This is a genomic window from Corynebacterium sp., from assembly GCF_030530965.1.
Lineage (GTDB): Bacteria > Actinomycetota > Actinomycetes > Mycobacteriales > Mycobacteriaceae > Corynebacterium.
Map to the genome: position 1 here is coordinate 1 of NZ_JAUMTY010000017.1, position 20103 is coordinate 20103.

The following is a 20103-nucleotide window of genomic DNA, read 5'->3' on the forward strand; positions in this document are numbered from 1 at the left end:
CCATCACGCGTGGTCTCGCGGTACCTCCCTTAGTGTCGCGGGATGCAACTGAGCCCTCCACGGTGAGCACTTCCCTCACCTCTGGCGTTAACGACGGATGAGCCGAGCGCAATTCCTCGTCAGTCAAGTCTTTAAGGCTGACTTCTCGAGCTTCGGCCATCCGGACACACGATCCCGATGCCTCGTGAGCTTCTCTAAACGGAACACCACGACGCACAAGCCATTCCGCGAGATCTGTCGCCAGTGTGAATCCGCGAGGCGCCAATTCACGCATTCGGTCGGTATGGAAGGTTAACGTCTTGACCAAACCGGTCATAGCGGGCAAGAGCAAAAGAAGTTGATTAACTGAGTCAACTATGGGCTCTTTATCTTCTTGTAAATCGCGGTCATAGGCCAATGGGAGTGCTTTACACGTCGCCATAAGACCCGCAAGGTTACCAATCAAGCGTCCAGTTTTGCCACGAGTCAATTCAGCGACATCAGGATTTTTCTTTTGCGGCATGATCGACGATCCCGTCGACCACGCATCATCAAGGGTGACATAACCGTATTCCGGTGTGCACCAAGAAATAATCTCTTCCGCAAGACGCGACATATCGACACCAATTTGTGCCAGCACATAAGCAGTTTCTGTCGCAAAATCTCGGGAACTCGTTCCGTCAATCGAGTTCTCTGACGAGGAATTGAACCCTAACTCTTCCGCAATAGCTTCTGGGTCCAAATGGAGAGTGGAACCTGCAAGAGCACCTGAACCATACGGACTCACCGCCAAGCGCTTGTCCAGATCTTTAAGCCGGTCGACATCTCTCACCAGCGGATGCGCATGAGCCAGAAGCTGATGAGCAACCAGGATGGGCTGAGCAGCCTGGGAGTGAGTTTTACCAGGCATAATGTCGTGGGAGTGCGCCTCGGCTTGGTCAGCGAGGGCGTTAACTAATTCAATGACCTCGGCTGCGACATTTCGAACGGCGTCGCGCACCCACATACGGAAAAGGGCGGCGACTTGATCGTTGCGCGAGCGACCTGCACGAAGGCGTCCGCCGACCTCGGACCCCACGCGCTCAATGAGACCACGTTCCATGGCGCCATGGACATCTTCATCGGTGGGATCCGGCTTAAAAGCGCCCGACGCGACGTCGTCACCGAGTTGGGTCAAACCGTTTATCATCGTTTCGAAGTCGTCGTCGCTAAGAAGACCTCGGCTGTGCAAAACCCTGGCGTGAGCTTTCGACGCTAAAACGTCGTATGGTGCCAGAACCCAATCGAAATGGGTGGATACGGACAGGGCAAACATTGCATCGCTCGGGCCGCCAGAGAACCGGCCTCCCCACAAAGAGCCCTGATTCGTTTTATGCGCCGAAATTCCCATTATTTCTCCTTTGATGCCCACTACCTCAGACCCGGTATCTCAGGCACAGTGAGCTTTGCTTCCCGAAAAGACACTATGCCAAATACGCGAAGAAAATATCGTGACTATTGTTCACGATCTCGTTTGCAGGCAATCTTCGAAGACAAACCGTGCAGCTCCACGAAGCCACGCGACAGCGTCTGATCAAAAGTATCCCCGGTGTCGTACGTCGCTAAATTGAAATCATAAAGCGACTTATCCGACCGGCGGCCGTTCACCGTGATCCGGCCTTCATGGAGAACAAGACGGATATCGCCCGTAACATTTTCCTGTGTTGAGTCAATAAAGGCATCAAGCGAACGCTTTAACGGCGCGAACCACAGTCCGTCATAGACCTCTTCAGACCACCGGGCATCAATACCCCGCTTATACCGCGCGAGCTCCCTCTCAACCGTGATGTCTTCCAGCGCTTCATGAGCCCGAATGAGCACCATTGCACCCGGAGCCTCATACACTTCACGGGACTTAATTCCGACGAGGCGGTCCTCGACCATATCGAGCCGACCAACACCCTGGGCGCCACCGCGGCGATTCATCTCTTCGATCGCTTCAAGCACCGAGACAGGCCGACCGTCGATAGCGACGGGCTTACCGCCTTCGAAGGAGATAACGACCTCGTCGGGAGCATTTCCCAGTGACGGTTCTTCTGTGTATGCGTACAGATCCTTCGTCGGCGGGTTCCACAAATCCTCGAGGAATCCTGTTTCGACTGCCCGGCCCCACACGTTTTGGTCAATGGAGAAAGGCGAACTTGCCGATTGTTCAATGGGCAAATCAATCTCTTCAGCAAAGGCAATTGCCTTATCGCGGGTCCACGCATAATCACGTGCAGGCGCAATAATCTTCAGGTCAGGCGCGGTGTCGGCAAAACCTACTTCAAACCGGACCTGGTCATTTCCTTTGCCGGTGCAGCCGTGGGCAACGTGGGTGCCACCATGTTCCTTAGCGGCTTCCACCAAATGCTTCACGATTAACGGCCGAGAAAGCGCAGATACCAGCGGGTATTGCTTCATATACAGACCGTTTGCCTTAATGGCCGGCAAACAATACTGTTCAGCAAATTCATCTTTTGCATCGACGACGATTGCCTCAACCGCACCGCAGGCGAGAGCACGCTGACGCACCGATTCCATGTCCTCGCCGCCTTGGCCCAGGTCGATGGACACTGCGACGACCTCGCCATCCGTCATCTTCGACAAATACGGGATAGCTACCGATGTATCCAGGCCACCGGAATAGGCGAGAACAACACGATTAGTCACAAGACTCTCCTTGAAAATTGAGTAAACGAAAAGTAGATAACTCGAGGTCAGCGGCCGATAGCCACAAACATCTGTGAGTATTATTCAAATATGCGGATAAGTTTAGTCATCGAGACGAGTATGACGAAACTCCGGCGAAATACCGAGCGAGTTGCTCACCGTTCATCGGTTCACGGGACAGCACGAAAATAGTGTCGTCACCAGCGACTGTGCCGACGACCTGCGTCAAAGGAGCACGGTCAATCACACTAGCGAGATACTGGGCACCTCCCGGAGGCGTACGAAGCACGGCAAAGTTTCCAGAGAAGTCCGTCGAGACCAAAAGCTCCGCCAAGGTTCGACGTAGCTTATCCATTCGGCCGTCCGAATCGGGCTCCGCGTCGGGGCCGTCGACGGTATAAAAACTTGCCCCGTCAGAGGAACGGACCTTCCGCGCCCCCATTTCATCGAGATCCCGTGACAACGTCGCCTGAGTGACTTCCACCCCGTCCTGTGCCAACAACTCGATGATCTGCGATTGATTCGAGACATGATGAGATTGCAGGATCTCCAAAACTCGAGCCTGGCGGGCAGTGCGCGTCGATGGCGCATGTTTCGACATTAATCAACCTCTCTCAAACCGACGAGAACCACGAAGTCTCCCACGACAATCACGAATAAGGATTATGCTCTATAACCCACGACAAGAGTGCTTTTTGCGCGTGAAGACGGTTTTCTGCTTCATCAAAAACGCGTGACTGAGGGCCATCGATGACTGACGACGTCACCTCGCTACCCCGGTAGGCCGGAAGGCAATGGAGGAAAATCGCGTTCTCTTTCGCTCGTGCCATCACCTCGTCATTGACCTGGTATGGCAGGAGCGGTGTTCGACGATCGAGGCCATCATTTTCAAAGCCCATGGAAACCCACGTGTCGGTAATGACGACATCTGCTCCGGCTACTGCGTCAACATCGTCAGTCACCACGACGGATGCCCCTGTGTCTGCGGCAAGACCTTGAGCCCGCTTCACGATAGCGGCGTGTGGTTGAAAACCTTTAGGAGAACAAATCGTTATATTGATACCTGCCATGGCAAATCCAAGCAGATATGAATTCGCCATGTTGTTATTTCCATCCCCCAGATACACGGCCTTTAAACCATGCAATTCGCTCACTTCACTGTGAGGAGTACAGTGCTCAATAATTGTGAGAAGGTCCGCTAAAATTTGACACGGATGATAATCATCACAAAGCGCATTGACCACGGGGACAGTCGCTGTTGACGCTATACGTTCGAGATTACTGTGCTCGTAAGTTCGCCACACGATCGCTGTCACGAAACGAGAGAGCACTGCCCCCGTATCCTCGAACGTTTCCTTTTTACCAATTTGGGAACTACCAGAGTTAACCACAATGGCATTGCCGCCCAACTGCGCGATTCCTGCATCGAAGGAAAACCTCGTACGTGTCGAGGTCTTATCAAACAGGACGGCGACGGACTGTGGCCCTTCTAATGGACGAAACCCGAAGGGATTCTTTTTCATTTCAAGAGCGCGCGTTAATACCTCAGCTTGCTCTGATGATGATAAATCATCGTCTTTGAGAAAATGTCGGATCTTCTCCATTATTCACACCTCATAATTAAGTCTATATATAAATACCGAAATGTAACTGTATATCAAACGATCTTGATGGTTCTACTATTACCTGAGTCTTTTACCCTCCCCCAGGGACACCGTATTAAGTTGCAATGACGCATCATTGATCTCGCACTACACTCTCTAGCGATTCTTTCAGTCGGCTCACGCCTTCGTCGCATTCTTCATCAGTGAGAACCAGAGGTGGAGTGACACGCAATACCGCCTCCGCGGGGGCGTTGAGGATTACTCCACGGTCACGCGCGTCTGACACGACTTCTTTAGCAACGGGCGAATCTAAAACAACCCCGAGCATGAGACCCCGCCCCCGCACCTCAACAACATGAGGCAGCGATGACAATGCCGTACGCAATCGGCTACCAATACTCTTGACGTGATCCACAAGGCCGTCGTCGCAGTATTGTTGGACCACTAACCCAGCAGATGCCGCGACCGGATTGCCAGCAAACGTAGAGCCGTGAGCCCCTGGAGTAAAGAAAGAGGACGCTCTCCCCGTCGCCACGCACGCACCTATGGGAAGTCCTGCTGACAATCCTTTAGCCGTGGTCACCACGTCGGGAATAATTCCCGCATCCTGAAATGCAAAATAGTCTCCGGTACGGCCGTTACCCGTCTGCACCTCGTCACAAATCATGAGAGCGCCGACACGGTCCGCGATCCGACGGATATCTCTCAAAAAATCCCTCGACGCGGGAATCACGCCGGTCTCGCCCTGAATTGGTTCGACGATAATCGCGGCGACCTCATCCGGCTGGATCTCAACGAGTTTTTCTAGATAGGACGTGTCGTTGTAATGGAAAAACTCGACTCCCCCAGGGAGCGGGCCGAAAATATCGCGTTTGGCTGGTTGGCCCGTCATAGCCAATGACCCCATTGTCCGACCATGAAACCCATTCAGCGCAGCCAATATACGACGCTTACCCGTGAGTCTAGCTAACTTAAAAGCCATCTCGTTAGCTTCTGTTCCCGAATTACAAAACGCTACCCGAGTGGTTGAGATAGTGCGATCACTGTCTGCATCGTGATCCTTTTCATCACGACGGCCTTCCCACAGCCGTTCCTTCAACTTTTCAGCTAAAAGCAATGATGGCTTATTGGAAAAAAGGTTTGATGTGTGGGTAAGGCTACTCGCTTGAGTGGCGACAGCTTTCGCTACTTTTTCATTCCCATACCCCAGTGAATTAACCGCGATACCCGCAAGAAAGTCGACATAGTCTTTCCCCTGGGAATCCCTCACTCGGGCACCGCGACCGCTGATCAATTGCAATGGCGGTTCGCCATAATTGTTCATCATCGTCGACGACCAACGGTCTTTCCAGGATTTCTCTGGATGAAGACCATCGACTTCTACAGGAGTATTCATGTCACAACTTTCGATACATCAGATTTGTGGAGCACACCGGGGCGTTACGAAGTAGAGCTTTGAAACTGAATTAGGATCACTGAGCGGAATCAGGGTCCGTTGGCTTCTGCGGGCTATCCCCTCTGTAGGGACGACGATCCGCACCATAAACTATTCCTTCTTCATCCATCCCGTAAGAATGGCGATAAATGAGGTGATCAGCACGGACGACAGGATCCTCACCATCGGGGATAATCATCGTGCCGATACCACCCGAAGTTAATAATTCTAAAAGCACGCTATGAGCAATGCGGCCATCGATAATGCTTGCCGCTTTGACGCCGTGATCAACTGCCTCGACCGCAGATTCAATCTTCGGGATCATGCCGGATTCCAACCGGGGAAACACTGAACGAGCTCCAGAGATCGTGATCTTTGAAACGAGGGATTCCTTATCTGGCCACTCGGTATAAAGTCCTTCGACATTCGTTAAGACCAGTAGTCTCTCGGCGCCTAATGCTTGTGCCAGTGCAGCAGCCGCAGAATCCGCATTGATGTTGTACACATGACCGTCGTTACCTGGCGCAATGGTCGACACAACTGGAATCCGCCCAGCCTGGATTAAATCCACAATCGTCGATGGCTCGACATCAACAATATCGCCGACTAATCCGATGTCTTCCTGAACTCCATCTACGACGGCATAGCGTTGCCGAGCAGTAAATAAGCTCGCATCCTCACCTGACGTACCCACCGCATAAGGACCAAATTGGTTGATAAGGTTAACGAGTTCTCGGCCCACTTTCCCGAATAAAACCATTCGGGCGACTTCCATCACCTCAGGAGTGGTGACCCGGTATCCACCTTTGAACTCGCCTTCAAGCCCTAGACGCGAAAGCATCTCGTTAATCTGTGGTCCCCCACCGTGGACAACGACTGGCTTAACGCCGACAGTCCGAAGAAAGACCATGTCCTCCGCAAAAGCGCGCTTTAAATCATCGTCAATCATGGCATTGCCGCCATATTTAATGACGACAATGGTGTCTCGATAGTGAGTGAGCCACGGAAGAGCCTCAGCTAAAGTATGTGCCCGCATTTCTGGAGTTAACGCGGCCGTTAATGACTTCACCATGATTATTGTCCCTCACCCGCAAGCATTAATTTCATCATCACTAATTCCATGATCACCGAGCACATCGTAAAGAAGTCAATATAAAGATTGGCCCTGGATTTTCGACGTCATGACGCGCCTACGTTGTGTACGCTGAATTGATTTCAACGTATGAGAAAGAAAGATCGGTGGTACGGACAGTGGCCTCTCCTTGGCTCCCTGTGCCTAAATCCACGACCACGGAGATATCCGGACCTGAGATATCGACGTCCCGACTCCCCTCGACAGCTGCAGAATTCCTACACACCACATGGTCGTTAAATGACACCGAGATACCATGCGGATCCATCTCCACGTCGGCTATTCCTACAGCAGCTAGCACACGGCCCCAGTTGGGATCAGAACCGAACATGGCGCACTTCGTTAAATTGTCGCGCCCGATGGTTCGGGCCGCGACCAGCGCCTCAGAGTCGTTAGCAGCACCGATGACCTTTATCGAGACTCGTTTAGTCACACCCTCAGCATCGCTTTGCATCTGTGAGGCAAGGTCATTGCAGACCTGATGAAGCGCGTGCGCAAACTCTTCCGGGCTAGGTGAAACACCACTGGCGCCCGACGACAAAAGTAAGGCCGTGTCATTCGTCGAGGTCGATCCATCAATATCTAAGCGATCAAACGTTGTTGAGGCTGCTCCACGCAACGCATCGCGGGCCGTGTCTGCGTCCACGACCGCGTCGGTAGTGATGCAGCAGAGCATCGTAGCCAAGGAAGGGGAAATCATTCCCACTCCTTTAACCATTGCTCCGATCCCCCAGCCGTCGCCCACATAGCCTGCCTGTTTGGGAACAGTATCGGTCGTCATGATCGCTTCTGCCGCAGCCGTACCGGCGTCGTCCGACGAAGCATTTGCCGAATCTATGCCACGGCTTAATACATCAATCCCCGCGTTGACACACTCCATGGGGAGATGATCGCCGATGATCCCAGTCGAGCACACAGCCACGTCGTGAGCATCACAGTGCAGAAATGAGGACACAGCGGAAGCCATGTCGCGCGCGTCCTTAATCCCCCGCTCACCTGTACACGCATTCGCGTTACCGGCATTAAAAACCACGGCGCGTAGATGGCCGTCGCTAATGTTGGCGCTCGTCACCTCGACAGGTGCAGCCCGAATTTTATTTCGAGTGAATACCCCTGCTGCTACATCATGCGGCCCATCATTAACGACGAGACACATGTCGGGTTTGCCTGATTCCTTAATACCTGCCGTGGTCGAGGCAGCTCGAAACCCCATCGGTGCGGTGATCCCCAGTGATGACACAACTATTCCTTAAAAATAAATAATCCGGTGCTAAACATGGACAAGCGCTAAATAAATACTCGACAATGTGGAGTAAGAAACCCTTACGAAGCCAAGGTCCTCGGGATTATGGCGCAACCCCATTAACGCTCAATCCGGAATCTTCCGGCCACCCTTGTGCAAGATTCATGCATTGGATAGCAGCTCCGGCAGTTCCCTTGACCAAATTGTCAATAGCTGAGGTCACGACCACTCGTCGGGCTGCCACATCGTATTCGGCCTGGATATGGACTGCGTTCGATCCCAACACGGATTGAGTTGCCGGTTGCTGATCGCCGTTTAAAACAACGACAAATTTTTCATCACTATAGAACGACCGATATGCCGCTTTGACTGCGTCCCGAGCTGCCTCAGGGTCTTTTTCAGTGAGAGCTACCAATTCGTCCGATGCTGGGGCGGATGCCGTCGTCAATATCCCCCGTTGCATCGGCGCAAGAACAGGAGTGAAAGATACCTGAACAGGCTCGTCACACGCTTCTTGTAAGTTTTGAGTGATTTCTGGGGTGTGGCGGTGTTTCCCACCCGCCTTATACGCCCGCGCTGAACCCATTGTTTCTGACCCCAACATGTCCACCGAGGGCTTCTTACCAGCACCCGACACACCCGTGACAGAAACAATGGAGACTTCTGGGGTGATGAGCTTCGAGGTCAAGGCTGGAAGTACAGCCAGCGTCGCGCCGGTCGGAAAACATCCGGGGACAGCAATGCGCCGAGTACTGGCGATTTTCTTCCTATGCCCGGGCATCTCGGGAATTCCATACGGCCATGATCCCGCATAAGGAGAGTCATAAAACGCTTCCCATTGCCCTTTATCTGCGAGACGAAAATCGGCCCCACAGTCAATGATTAGCGTTTCATCCGGTAAAGATTGCGCGATCTTCGCTGAATGACCGTGTGGCAGCGCAAGGAACACGATGTCATGCTCAGCCAGGCGGGCAGGCTCGGTCTTTTCAATGGTGCGTCCGTGCAATTCCACCAAGTGGGGCATGAGGGCTTCAACACTTTGACCTGCGTGAGAAGCGCCTGTCAATGCCCCAATGGTCATAGCACCGGCCCGATACTGAGGATGGGAGAGAAGGAGCCTGAGGATTTCGCTACCCGCATATCCCGTCGCTCCGGCTACTGCCACTGAAACTGTCATATGACGGACAGTACTTATATATGCACTCGTGTGCAAATTATTCAGCTACGGAGGGTGGCCCCTAACTCCTCATTGGCATGAGCCACTGCCGCTTGCCGGGCCTCGTTGCACTCCTCTTCAGTCAGAGTCCGATCTGAAGCCCTAAATTTCAGCGCGAAGGTCATTGAAACCTTGTTCTCGCCCAATGCCTCGGAACGGTAAATATCAAAGAGTTCAATCGATTCCAGCAGCTCCCCCGCACCCGTCATCAACGATCGACGCAGCTTCTCTGCAGGCACCGAGTTGTCGACGACGACCGCGACATCTTGAAGCACCGCCGGGAACGGAGAGAGCTGAGGAGAGACTGCCTCACGGACGAACGGGATAGCATCCAGATCAAGTTCCGCAGCAACAGTCCTCGGCGGAATTCCCAAACGCTCACACACCTGAGGATGAAGCTCCCCTGCGAACCCAATTGCACTTTCAGGCTCATAATTCGGAGAACCTTGCAAGAAAACTCCAGCGCAACGGCCCGGGTGCCACGGTAGATGGTCAACATTCACGAACTCGAAGTTGATACCCACGGCACGTCCGACCACGCGTACGGACTCAATTGCATCCATCGTGTCTACCGGACGACCTGCACCCCATGGACCATTGCTCGTCCACAATCCTGACGAGACAGTGCCTACATGCAATGGCTGGCTCGGTAACGAATGGATAAGTGCGTGAACCTCAGAGTCGCTGGGCCGGCCCGACACATCCAACATGGGTGATGGGCCATTGCCCTCATCAAAGGAAACCTGTTCGACACCATACAAAGAAACATCGGCTTGACCACGGTCGATATTGCGTTTCAATGACTCTAGCAACGACGGAAGCAGTGTTGTTCCCAGTGAACTGTGCCCCGATTCCAGCGGATTAAGAACCTTAACGACATTCCGCCGTGGATCGTTCTTCTCCAGACCCCAGACATCAAAGGTGTCATCTGCGATAAAGGGGCTGGGTAGAGTCTCAGTGTATCCACTCCACGCCAAGGCATGTCCGACTGCACGGCGCCGCCGTTGCCGGGGGGTGAGCCCACGACCTGCCGGCGACTGAGGAACGACAGATGGAATGTCCTCAATGCCTTCGAGTCGCAGAACCTCTTCAACCAGGTCGGCCTTCATAGTGAGGTCGGGACGCCAGGTCGGCGGAGTAACGGAGAGCAGCGGAGCTGCGCCCTCGCCTTCCTGGGCTCGAGTCACACCACATCCGATTTCCTTCAGACGCTTCTCCGCAGTTCCCCTCGGATAATCGACGCCCGCCATCTGTGACGGATAATCGTCGTCCATCTGGATCGTCGGCATAGTGGGAACGTCGCCAATGAGGGTCCGCCCGGACGCGATCTCGCCCCCAGCGATCCCAGCGATGAGCGCCGCCGCGGTATCAAGAGCAACTTCTACCAATGCGGGATCGACACCACGTTCGAAGCGTCGGGAAGCCTCGGACGACAGTTTGTGACGCCGCGATGTCCGCGCAATAGTCATCGCATCAAAGTTCGCAGCTTCGAGGTAGACAGACGTCGTCGAATCACTAATTTCCGACGTAGAACCGCCCATCACACCAGCCATTGACTGAATTCCGGTCTCGTCCGCGATGACGAGATCCTCAGGATCCAAATTCCTTTCGACCCCGTCCAACGTGGTCAGCGTTTCGCCTTGCTGCGCATCCCGTACAGTTAAGCCGCCTTTGATCTTGTCAGCGTCGAAGGCGTGCATGGGCTGGCCATACAGGAACATGACGTAGTTGGTGACGTCGGTCGGCAAATTCACTGGCCTTTGGCCGCACAGCATCAGTTGGCGTTCCATCCAAAATGGAGTCTCCGCCGACGGATCAATTCCGCGAACCTCGCGGATTCCAAAACGCTTGACGTCAGCTGTATTACGAACATCAACCGGAAGAGCGTCCCCAGACACATCGGGCACCTGGACACGTAGTTCCGCGGCTGCAGGTTCGCCAGCGGGATCGACGTACGTGAGGTTGAAACTGGATGCAATTTCTCGTGCTAGCCCACGGGCCGACAGAGCATAGCCACGGTCTGGGGTGATGTTGACATCAAAAATAGTGTCGGAGAGCCTGAGGAAAGGCCGAGGGTCGTCGCCGGGCTGTCCCGCCTTTGCAGGCAGAGTGATGATGCCTTTGTTCTGAGTCCGGGACAATCCCAGCTCCATCGCAGAGCACAGCATTCCTTCGGACATTTTGCCGTACGTTTTGCGGGCACTAATCGAAAAATCGCCAGGAAGAACTGTGCCGGGCAGGGCCACCACAACGATGTCCCCCTCGGCAAAGTTTCGCGCCCCACAAATAATGTGTTGGAGTTCGCCCGAGCCATTAGCTTTACCAACGTTGACATCACAGTAGCGAATTGGTTTCTTAAAACCCTCAAGCTCCTCGATTTTTTCCACCCGGCCTAAGACAAGTGGCCCCGTCGTCTCGGGGATTGTCTCGTATCCCTCAGTTTCAAACCCAACACGAACGTAGGCAGAATCGAGCTCTTCTGGTGTAACTGACCAGCCGGGATTTGCGTAGTCCAGGATTTCAGTAATCCAACGTTGGGGCATGAACATGGAAGACTCCTTAAAGAAGAAAGATGAATAGCAGACGAAGTAGTGGTGCGGAGGCTATGCCCGAATCCCGAATGGCCTGGTGAACCTGATATCTCCTTCAACCATGTCACGCATGTCAGGAAGATTATTTCTAAACTGCAATGTCCGCTCTAGCCCCATGCCGAATGCAAAACCTGAATATTCGTCCGAATCTATGCCGGCAGCTCGCAAGACGTTGGGATTCACCATTCCGCAACCGCCCCACTCAATCCAACCTGCTCCGCCTTTCTTCTCTGGGAACCAGACGTCGACCTCCGCGGAGGGCTCAGTGAAAGGGAAATAATTGGTCCGGAAACGCGTCTTAGTGTTCTCCCCAAAAAGGACTCTCGCTAAATGGTCCAACGTTCCGTGAAGGTGCGCCATCGTGAGGCCCTTATCCACTGCTAGGCCTTCTACCTGGTGGAAGACCGGTGTGTGCGTCGCGTCCAGTTCATCCGTGCGGAATGTCCGTCCAGGGCACGCGATATAAATGGGCAAATCGCGGGACAACATGGTCCGCATCTGCACCGGGCTGGTGTGAGTACGAAGTACTTGGCCCGAGCCTTCCGGAGCGATGTGGAATGTATCCTGCAGCGTTCGCGCAGGATGATCGGGTACAAAATTCAACGCATCGAAATTGAAATACTCGGCTTCGACCTCGGGGCCGTCGGCAATTTCCCACCCCATGCCGACGAAAATATCCTGAATGTGCTCAGAAATTTGAGTGATCGGATGCATCGCCCCGACGGGCCGACGCGTTGACGGGATCGTGACATCCAGGCGCTCAGAACGCAATACAGCCTGGTTACGTTCTTCCTCAAGCACAGCCTTGCGCTCTGCAAAACGCTTTTCGACGCGCCCACGAGCCTTGTTCACTGCCCGACCGGCGTCTTTTCGTTCTGATTTCGGCAGGGAACCTAGCGATCGTCGTGCCAGCGGGATGGGCGCGGAATCCCCAAGATGCTCCTTACGTGCTTGTGCTAGATCGTCCAGCGTCGTCGCTTGATCAAATGCACTAATCGCAGCATCAGCGGCGGCATTCAGTGATGCTTCGGACACATCAATTTCTGACACGGAGGTGAAACCTTTCACGAGTAACTAGTGACGTACGTCGATAATCTGAATCAGAGTCTATCAATACCTTGGGACGAACTAAGAGCGCGTGAAGCCTCATAAAGCGTAATCGCAGCAGCACCAGCGACGTTGAACGACTCAGCGCTTCCTCTGATCGGAATGCGGACCCTGACGTCGGCAAAGTCGGCGACACCTGTTGACAGCCCATGGGCTTCGTTGCCAAAAAGCCAGGCGCTGGGACGAGTCATCATCGGAGGGTTAGACGACGCCCCCGTATCTTCTGTTCCCCCCACGCCTTCTGTTCTCTGCGCACGCCGAATACGCCATTGAGCAGCGTCGTCGGCAGCGTCGTCCAGGGAGGTCTCACCGTCGATAGTCGTCGCTACTATCTGGAATCCAGCTGAGGATAAATCGGCGAGGGATTTTGTTATGTCTCGCTCACGCCCGATGGGTATGCGAAAAACTGACCCCGCCGCCGATCTCACAGTCTTGCCATTGTGAATGTCAACCGAATTTCCTAGGAATACGACGCAGTCCGCACCAACGGCATCGGCCGTTCGGATAAACGTCCCAGCGTTACCCGGATCAGACATATCAATTCCGACGGCGACGAGACCACGCCCGTTTCGCGCGCGGTTGATACATGATTCCACTGATGTGGAGAGTAATTGGCAGGTGGCGAATACTCCGCTATGGCTTACTGTCTCAGACAAGGCTGAAGCAGCTTTATCATCGATTACGCTCACCGGAATATCTTGTTCGCGAGCCAGCTCTCGTAACGTAGAAAACTTGCCCCAGGCGTTATCGGCCACAAATACTTCTTTGGCGACCCCGGCCGATAAAGCACCCTCTACCCCGTTGAAGCCCTCGACAAGAAACTTCTTTTCTTTTCGTCGACCAGCCGACTTAAGTAGCTTCCGGGCTGCGATAATCCTCGGAGTTCGTACCGTAAAAACCTGATCTGGTCGATCATCGGTTAAACGATGGTGGGGATAATCGGTAGACGTTTCGGAAATGTTATCCACGTGATCGCACATCACTCAGCAATTCTTTTCAATTCTTGTGGACGGCGGGCCGCTATGGGCAATGTATCGAGTCAGACAATGGTCGTAGAAACCCGAGTTCGCTTGTGGTTAACCCGACTTCACTCAATATAAAGAAAACGTCGCTCTCAATGGAGCGACGAAAAAACATACCCCGCCCCCACGATGTACTAGCAGTGACCATCACAGGAAGATGCGATGACACACGCTGATGATGTGGAGCCGAGGGAAGCTAAAAACTACTTCGCCGGGGCGTTAACATCCTCGGGCAAGGCGTCTTTAGCAGCCGCACACAATGCGGAGAATGCCTGCTCATCCGAGACTGCGAGATCAGCGAGGTTCTTGCGATCAATGTCTACGCCAGCGAGTCGGAGACCCTGGATGAGGCGGTTGTAGGTCATGTCGTTCTGGCGGGCCGCTGCATTAATACGAGTGATCCACAGTTTGCGGAAATCGCCCTTCTTCGCACGACGATCCCGGAACTCGTAGGTCTTCGAGTGGAGCATCTGCTCCTTAGCCTTACGGTACAGGCGGGAACGCTGTCCGCGGTAGCCCTTGGCGGACTTCAGGACCTCGCGACGCTTCTTCTTAGCATTAACTGAACGCTTCACACGAGCCACAGTGTTACTTCCTTCTATCTAGTCGGGGGTGTTATCGAGCGGGTGATTTCTAGCCCTCGCCCAGGAGCCGCTTAACGCGCTTGGTGTCGTTACGGGAAACGGAAGTATCGCCCTTCAAACGACGGGTGCGGGTCGATGGCTTGCCCTCGAGAAGGTGACGGCGATTAGCCTGCTCGCGGCGGAGTTTGCCGGAGCCCGTCTTCTTGATGCGCTTCTTAATTCCGCTGTGGGTCTTCTGCTTCACTGCCGATTTTCCTTTGCACAAATTGAATGAGTTGGTCTTGCACGCTGCCGAGATCGTCGTGACTCGATCTACGACTTCTCGGCTCACGCCACACTGGGCAGAGCACTCGCCGAAAGAAACGCACGGGAATCTCTCAGCAGTTCATGCACTGCCCTGTAGTTGTGAGAAGGACTACTTCTTACCTTTGCGACGCACAGGACCGAGAACCATAGTCATGTTGCGACCATCTTGCTTGGGCCGAGATTCAACGACGCCGGCATCGGCGACGTCATCAGCCAAGCGCTCGAGCAACCGGAAACCTAATTCCGGACGAGACTGCTCGCGACCACGGAACATGATTGTGACCTTCACTTTGGAGCCTTTCTCCAAGAACCGGACAACATTGCCCTTCTTAGTCTCATAATCATGATCGTCGATCTTGGGCCGGAACTTTTGTTCCTTGACGACGGTCTGCTGCTGGTTGCGGCGAGATTCGCGAGCCTTTTGTGCTTGCTCGTACTTGTACTTGCCGTAATCCATGATCTTGGCCACAGGCGGTTTTGCACGTGGCGCAACCTCGACAAGATCAAGATCGGCGTCATAGGCGAGCTTGCGAGCATCGTCGGTACGCACGATTCCAACCTGTTCGCCACTAGGACCAACGAGTCGAACTTCGGGGACACGAATTCGCTCATTAATGCGAGCTTCAGCGCTGATGTGAGACTCCTCAATAGGGATGAACATTGACTGGTCTGGCCGCACTGACGTGCTACAAGCGCTGGATAAACCTTTGAACCGGACTCACAGGCATTTTCACGAGTGCGCATGATGCACGAGTGCCAACACCTGAGGAGTAGGTTCCTTTGCTGCGCCATAAAAGAATCCCCGCTTTACAGATCCACTCTGTAAGACGGGGATGCCACCAAGGCCCAACACATAAGTTCTGAACGTAAGCCAGAACTTATCGGTAACCTTCTACCAGAGTCCAACCTTTCGGCGGTCACGTGGTGGGAGCATCCTCCGCTTGTAGCCCGCGTGGATTTCCACCACGTCGGACGGTCGTGTCGATCAGGATAGCAGGGTCGTGGACTACTACCAAATCTTTAGCTAATCGCTCCAGGGATGCGTCGATTGAAGGTGTGCTACCGGCCAGGTGTGGTAACTAGTCAAGTGCCTGCAATAGGTCGGCGATAAGGTCTTCGGCAGATTCTAGACCAACCGAAAGCCGAACCAAGTCATCAGGAACTTCCAGCACTGATCCCGCTGTCGACGCGTGGGTCATGGCTGCTGGGTGCTCGATCAGTGATTCAACTCCGCCAAGCGATTCGGCGAGTGTAAAGACCGATGTGTTCTTGCATAGACGCTGCGCAGCATCGTGGTCAGCGAGTCGAAGAGAGACCATGCCACCAAAGTGAGACATTTGAGCAGCGGCAACCGCGTGCCCGGGATGGCTTTCCAACCCTGGATAAATGACCTCTTTAACCGCGGGGTGATCAACTAAACGATCAGCTATGGCCTGGGCATTCGCGCTGTGTCGCTCCATCCGGACTGGCAGGCTCCTCAACCCACGCAGAGTAAGGAATGAATCGAAGGGCCCAGCAATCGCACCAGCGGAATTCTGTAGGAAAGCGACCTCATCATCGACCTCTTGATCCGACGTCACTACTGCTCCGCCAACCACATCAGAGTGCCCACCGATGTATTTCGTAGTCGAATGGACGACGATGTCTGCGCCGAGGGATAACGGTTGCTGCAAAGCCGGAGTAGCAAACGTATTGTCAACCACCAACCGAGCGTTCACGCTGTGCGCGACTTTAGCCAGAGCAGGGATATCCGCAATGGTTAGGAGCGGATTGGTTGGGGACTCAGCCCATACCATCCGCGTCCGATCAGTGAGCGCGGATTGCACCTCGTCGAGATCGTTAATTGCCACTGGTGTGTAATCGATCCCCCACTTCGCAAAAATCTTGTCAATGAGGCGGAATGTTCCGCCATATGCGTCATTGGGGATGATGATGTGGTCGCCGGGTTTGAGCATGGCCCGCAAAACTGCGTCACTAGCCGCCATTCCAGAGCCAAAGGCACGTCCGTACTTGCCTCGCTCCAGCTCAGCGATTGCTTTTTCCAACGCAGTACGGGTCGGGTTTCCCGTCCTGGAGTACTCGTAACCGCCGCGCAGTCCACCGACTCCGTCTTGAGCATAGGTAGACGTTGCATAAATAGGTGGGTTAACTGCTCCAGTTGCAGCTTCCGGCGTCCACCCAGCGTGAACGGCAGACGTCTCCAATCCTCGGTCTCGAACGTCTCCCTTTTCTATGTCACTCATGTTTTCCCTTTCTTCAGAACGTAGTGGTTTTATTCCCACTAGGCTTCGCTCTTTATATGCTTTACTTTTTGGCGAAACCAAGCAGATCTTGACGAGTTACCACTCCAACCGGAACACCGTCAGCGAGAACCATCAGTGAATCCACACTTTCTAGTTGCTTGATCGCTTCAGATGCTCGCTCTTGATCGCCGACGAGGGGCATGGCGTCCTCCATCACGGACGACACCGAATCCGACAACGAATGACCATCCTCGTACACAGCTCGTAGCAGGCCTCTTTCGGTGACAGCGCCACGAATTTCTCCCACCACAATCGGAGGTTCGGCCCCTAAGACTGGCATCTGCGATACGTTAAATTCCCGCAAAATATTGATGGCATCACGGATGGTCTCATTCGGGTGAGTATGAACGAAAGCGGGAAGCGACGAGGCTGAATCATTCTTACGACGAAGGATGTCGGCTATCGTCGGCTCTTCTTGTTCACGGGGGCGTCCGGTATCAAAACCATACGAAAGCATCCACTCGTCATTGAAAATCTTGCCTAAGTATCCCCGGCCACCATCAGGCAAAAGAACAACAATTTTGGCATCCGGATCGCGTTGAGCAACCTTTATTGCGGCAACAACGGCCATTCCCGACGATCCACCGACTAAAAGACCTTCCTCCCTTGCTAAGCGACGCGTCATCGCAAAGGCTTCAGCATCGGTCACGGAAATGATCTCATCGGGGAGGTTGCGGTCGTAGGCGTCGGGCCACATATCCTCACCGACTCCTTCGATGAGATACGGGCGTCCGGAACCACCCGAATAGACCGAGCCCTCGGGATCAGCACCAATGACCTTGACTGCTCCGTCCGAAACCTCTTTGAGGAAACGGCCCGTGCCCGTAATTGTTCCGCCGGTGCCCACTCCCGCTACGAAGTGAGTAATTTCCCCGTCCATATCCCGCCAAATTTCTGGGCCGGTGGATTCGTAATGGCTAGCCGGCCCATTGGGGTTGGAATACTGATCAGGTTTAAAGGCTCCGGGCGTTTCGGAAACGAGACGATCTGACACGGAATAATACGAGTCAGGGCTATCGGGCTCTACGGCCGTCGGGCACACAACGACTTCAGCGCCGTAAGCGCGCAGGACATCGATTTTGTCCTTTCCCACTTTATCGGGGCAAACAAAGATGCACTGGTATCCGCGCTCTTGGGCAACCATGGCTAAACCGACTCCGGTGTTTCCCGACGTCGGTTCAATAATGGTTCCGCCGGGCTTGAGTTTTCCCTCTTTCTCCGCAGCATCGATAATCTTTTTCGCTATGCGGTCCTTAGAACTTCCGCCCGGGTTAAGGTATTCAATTTTGGCAGCGACTAAGCCTGCTCCATCCGGAACAACAGACTGCAGTTGCACTAGGGGCGTATCACCAACTGCCTCAGTGATGTGTTTCAACAATTTCATGGGATCGAGTATAGAAACCCCGATCCCAATCAGTTAGACCGACCGGTCTGTAACTCGGCTGTAGCTCTAATTAATCACTCTTTCCAGGGAGCATATCCGCCAAATATTTCGCGGTATAGGAACCGGTTTCTTCCCGACGGTCCACGAGATCTTCAGGCGTCCCCTGATCAACGACACGTCCACCGCCGGCACCGCCTTCTGGCCCCATATCGATGACCCAATCTGCCATCTTGATGACATCTAGGTTGTGCTCGATAACGATGACGGAGTTCCCTTTATCTACGAGACCTTGAATCACCAGCATAAGCTTCCGAATATCTTCAAAATGCAACCCGGTCGTTGGCTCATCAAGGATATAAACCGTCCGCCCACGAGAGCGTTTTTGCAGTTCGGAAGCTAATTTAACGCGCTGAGCTTCACCGCCGGACAACGTCGTTGCCGACTGCCCCAAACGGACATAACCCAGACCAACGTCGACAAGAGTTGCAAGATACCGGTGGATAGAGGTGATCGGTTCAAAGAAGTCGGCAGCCTCAGAAATGGGCATATCGAGGACTTCGGCAATGTTTTTACCCTTATATTTGACCTCAAGAGTTTCCCGGTTATACCGCGCGCCATGACAGACTTCACACGGAACATACACGTCGGGGAGGAAATTCATTTCAATCTTGATTGTCCCGTCGCCTCGACATGCTTCGCACCGACCGCCTTTAACATTGAATGAAAAGCGACCGGCTTTATAGCCGCGCACTTTTGCCTCTTGTGTTTCGGCGAAAAGATTACGAATCTTGTCAAACACTCCCGTATAAGTAGCCGGATTTGACCTCGGTGTCCGACCGATCGGACTCTGATCAACCTGCACCAACTTGTCCAGCTGATCCAGCCCCTCAATTCGACGGTGACGGCCTGGAACGACGCGAGCACCGTTCAAATCTCTCTGCAATGTCGATGCCAGGACACCATTCACCAAAGACGACTTACCTGACCCTGATACCCCAGTGACGACGGTTAAAACACCGAGCGGGAAAGACACATCGATATTTTTTAGATTATTTTCTTTAGCCTCAATGACTGTGATGTGACGGTCTTTATCAAGTTCTCGACGCTTGTCCGGAACGGCCAACACCCGTCGACGGGATAAATAGTCACCGGTTAACGAGTTTTTACACTTCTCGATGCCATCCGGTCGGCCCTGATAGACCACTTCCCCACCATATTCACCAGCACGAGGGCCAATATCGACCAGCCAATCCGCTGTTCGAATTGTTTCCTCATCGTGCTCGACAACGATGAGAGTATTTCCAAGATCGCGAAGCTGTTCCAGAGTGGCGATCAATCGTTGATTATCGCGCTGATGGAGGCCAATCGAAGGCTCGTCAAGAACGTAGAGCACGCCCGCCAGGCCTGAGCCGATCTGCGTCGCTAAGCGAATACGTTGAGCTTCTCCACCTGAAAGGGTTCCAGCCGAACGAGATAGTGAGAGATACTCCAGTCCGACGTCGAGAA

Annotated in this window: 17 protein-coding genes; all 17 read right to left on the minus strand. The window is 53.7% G+C overall.

What is annotated here, in order from left to right; genetic code table 11:
• Positions 1 to 1369, minus strand: a 1369-nt coding sequence (gene argH, locus Q3981_RS04850) for an argininosuccinate lyase (RefSeq protein WP_303124330.1), incomplete at its 3' end; no start/stop codon positions are given.
• Positions 1370 to 1473: 104 nt separating this feature from the next.
• Positions 1474 to 2670, minus strand: coding sequence for an argininosuccinate synthase (locus Q3981_RS04855; RefSeq protein ID WP_296138028.1), 1197 nt, complete (start codon positions 2668 to 2670; stop codon positions 1474 to 1476).
• Positions 2671 to 2776: 106 nt separating this feature from the next.
• The gene (locus Q3981_RS04860; RefSeq protein ID WP_221927354.1) at positions 2777 to 3271 is read right to left on the minus strand and encodes an arginine repressor; all 495 of its coding nucleotides are present in this window, start codon (positions 3269 to 3271) and stop codon (positions 2777 to 2779) included.
• Positions 3272 to 3320: 49 nt separating this feature from the next.
• A complete protein-coding gene (gene argF, locus Q3981_RS04865) occupies positions 3321 to 4274 on the minus strand; it encodes an ornithine carbamoyltransferase (RefSeq protein WP_303124331.1) in 954 nt (317 codons plus the stop codon).
• A gap of 133 nt (positions 4275 to 4407) precedes the next feature.
• Positions 4408 to 5670: an acetylornithine transaminase gene (locus Q3981_RS04870; RefSeq protein WP_303124332.1), complete on the minus strand. Its 1263-nt coding sequence runs from the start codon at positions 5668 to 5670 to the stop codon at positions 4408 to 4410.
• A gap of 76 nt (positions 5671 to 5746) precedes the next feature.
• Positions 5747 to 6781 (minus strand): acetylglutamate kinase, encoded by a 1035-nt coding sequence (argB, locus tag Q3981_RS04875; protein WP_303124333.1) that lies wholly within the window; start codon positions 6779 to 6781, stop codon positions 5747 to 5749.
• A gap of 118 nt (positions 6782 to 6899) precedes the next feature.
• Positions 6900 to 8081: a bifunctional glutamate N-acetyltransferase/amino-acid acetyltransferase ArgJ gene (gene argJ / locus Q3981_RS04880; protein WP_303124334.1), complete on the minus strand. Its 1182-nt coding sequence runs from the start codon at positions 8079 to 8081 to the stop codon at positions 6900 to 6902.
• A gap of 106 nt (positions 8082 to 8187) precedes the next feature.
• On the minus strand, positions 8188 to 9261 hold the full coding sequence (gene argC / locus Q3981_RS04885) for an N-acetyl-gamma-glutamyl-phosphate reductase (RefSeq protein WP_303124335.1): 1074 nt from the start codon (positions 9259 to 9261) through the stop codon (positions 8188 to 8190).
• A gap of 41 nt (positions 9262 to 9302) precedes the next feature.
• Positions 9303 to 11849 carry a phenylalanine--tRNA ligase subunit beta gene (pheT, locus tag Q3981_RS04890; protein WP_303124336.1) on the minus strand — a complete coding sequence of 849 codons (2547 nt, stop codon included), beginning with the start codon at positions 11847 to 11849 and terminating at the stop codon, positions 9303 to 9305.
• 54 nt (positions 11850 to 11903) lie between these two features.
• On the minus strand, positions 11904 to 12941 hold the full coding sequence (gene pheS / locus Q3981_RS04895; protein WP_204088390.1) for a phenylalanine--tRNA ligase subunit alpha: 1038 nt from the start codon (positions 12939 to 12941) through the stop codon (positions 11904 to 11906).
• 50 nt (positions 12942 to 12991) lie between these two features.
• Positions 12992 to 13966 (minus strand): TrmH family RNA methyltransferase, encoded by a 975-nt coding sequence (locus Q3981_RS04900; RefSeq protein WP_368410089.1) that lies wholly within the window; start codon positions 13964 to 13966, stop codon positions 12992 to 12994.
• Positions 13967 to 14223: 257 nt separating this feature from the next.
• Positions 14224 to 14604, minus strand: coding sequence for a 50S ribosomal protein L20 (rplT, locus tag Q3981_RS04905; RefSeq protein ID WP_012731473.1), 381 nt, complete (start codon positions 14602 to 14604; stop codon positions 14224 to 14226).
• Positions 14605 to 14653: 49 nt separating this feature from the next.
• Positions 14654 to 14848 carry a 50S ribosomal protein L35 gene (gene rpmI, locus Q3981_RS04910; RefSeq protein ID WP_046202952.1) on the minus strand — a complete coding sequence of 65 codons (195 nt, stop codon included), beginning with the start codon at positions 14846 to 14848 and terminating at the stop codon, positions 14654 to 14656.
• 171 nt (positions 14849 to 15019) lie between these two features.
• The gene (infC, locus tag Q3981_RS04915) at positions 15020 to 15571 is read right to left on the minus strand and encodes a translation initiation factor IF-3 (RefSeq protein WP_012731471.1); all 552 of its coding nucleotides are present in this window, start codon (positions 15569 to 15571) and stop codon (positions 15020 to 15022) included.
• Positions 15572 to 15989: 418 nt separating this feature from the next.
• A complete protein-coding gene (locus tag Q3981_RS04920; protein ID WP_303124337.1) occupies positions 15990 to 17153 on the minus strand; it encodes a cystathionine gamma-synthase in 1164 nt (387 codons plus the stop codon).
• Between the two features lie 61 nt (positions 17154 to 17214).
• The gene (locus tag Q3981_RS04925; RefSeq protein WP_303124338.1) at positions 17215 to 18597 is read right to left on the minus strand and encodes a cystathionine beta-synthase; all 1383 of its coding nucleotides are present in this window, start codon (positions 18595 to 18597) and stop codon (positions 17215 to 17217) included.
• A gap of 70 nt (positions 18598 to 18667) precedes the next feature.
• Positions 18668 to 20103: excinuclease ABC subunit UvrA (uvrA, locus tag Q3981_RS04930; RefSeq protein WP_303124339.1), on the minus strand; the 1436-nt coding region annotated here is incomplete at its 5' end.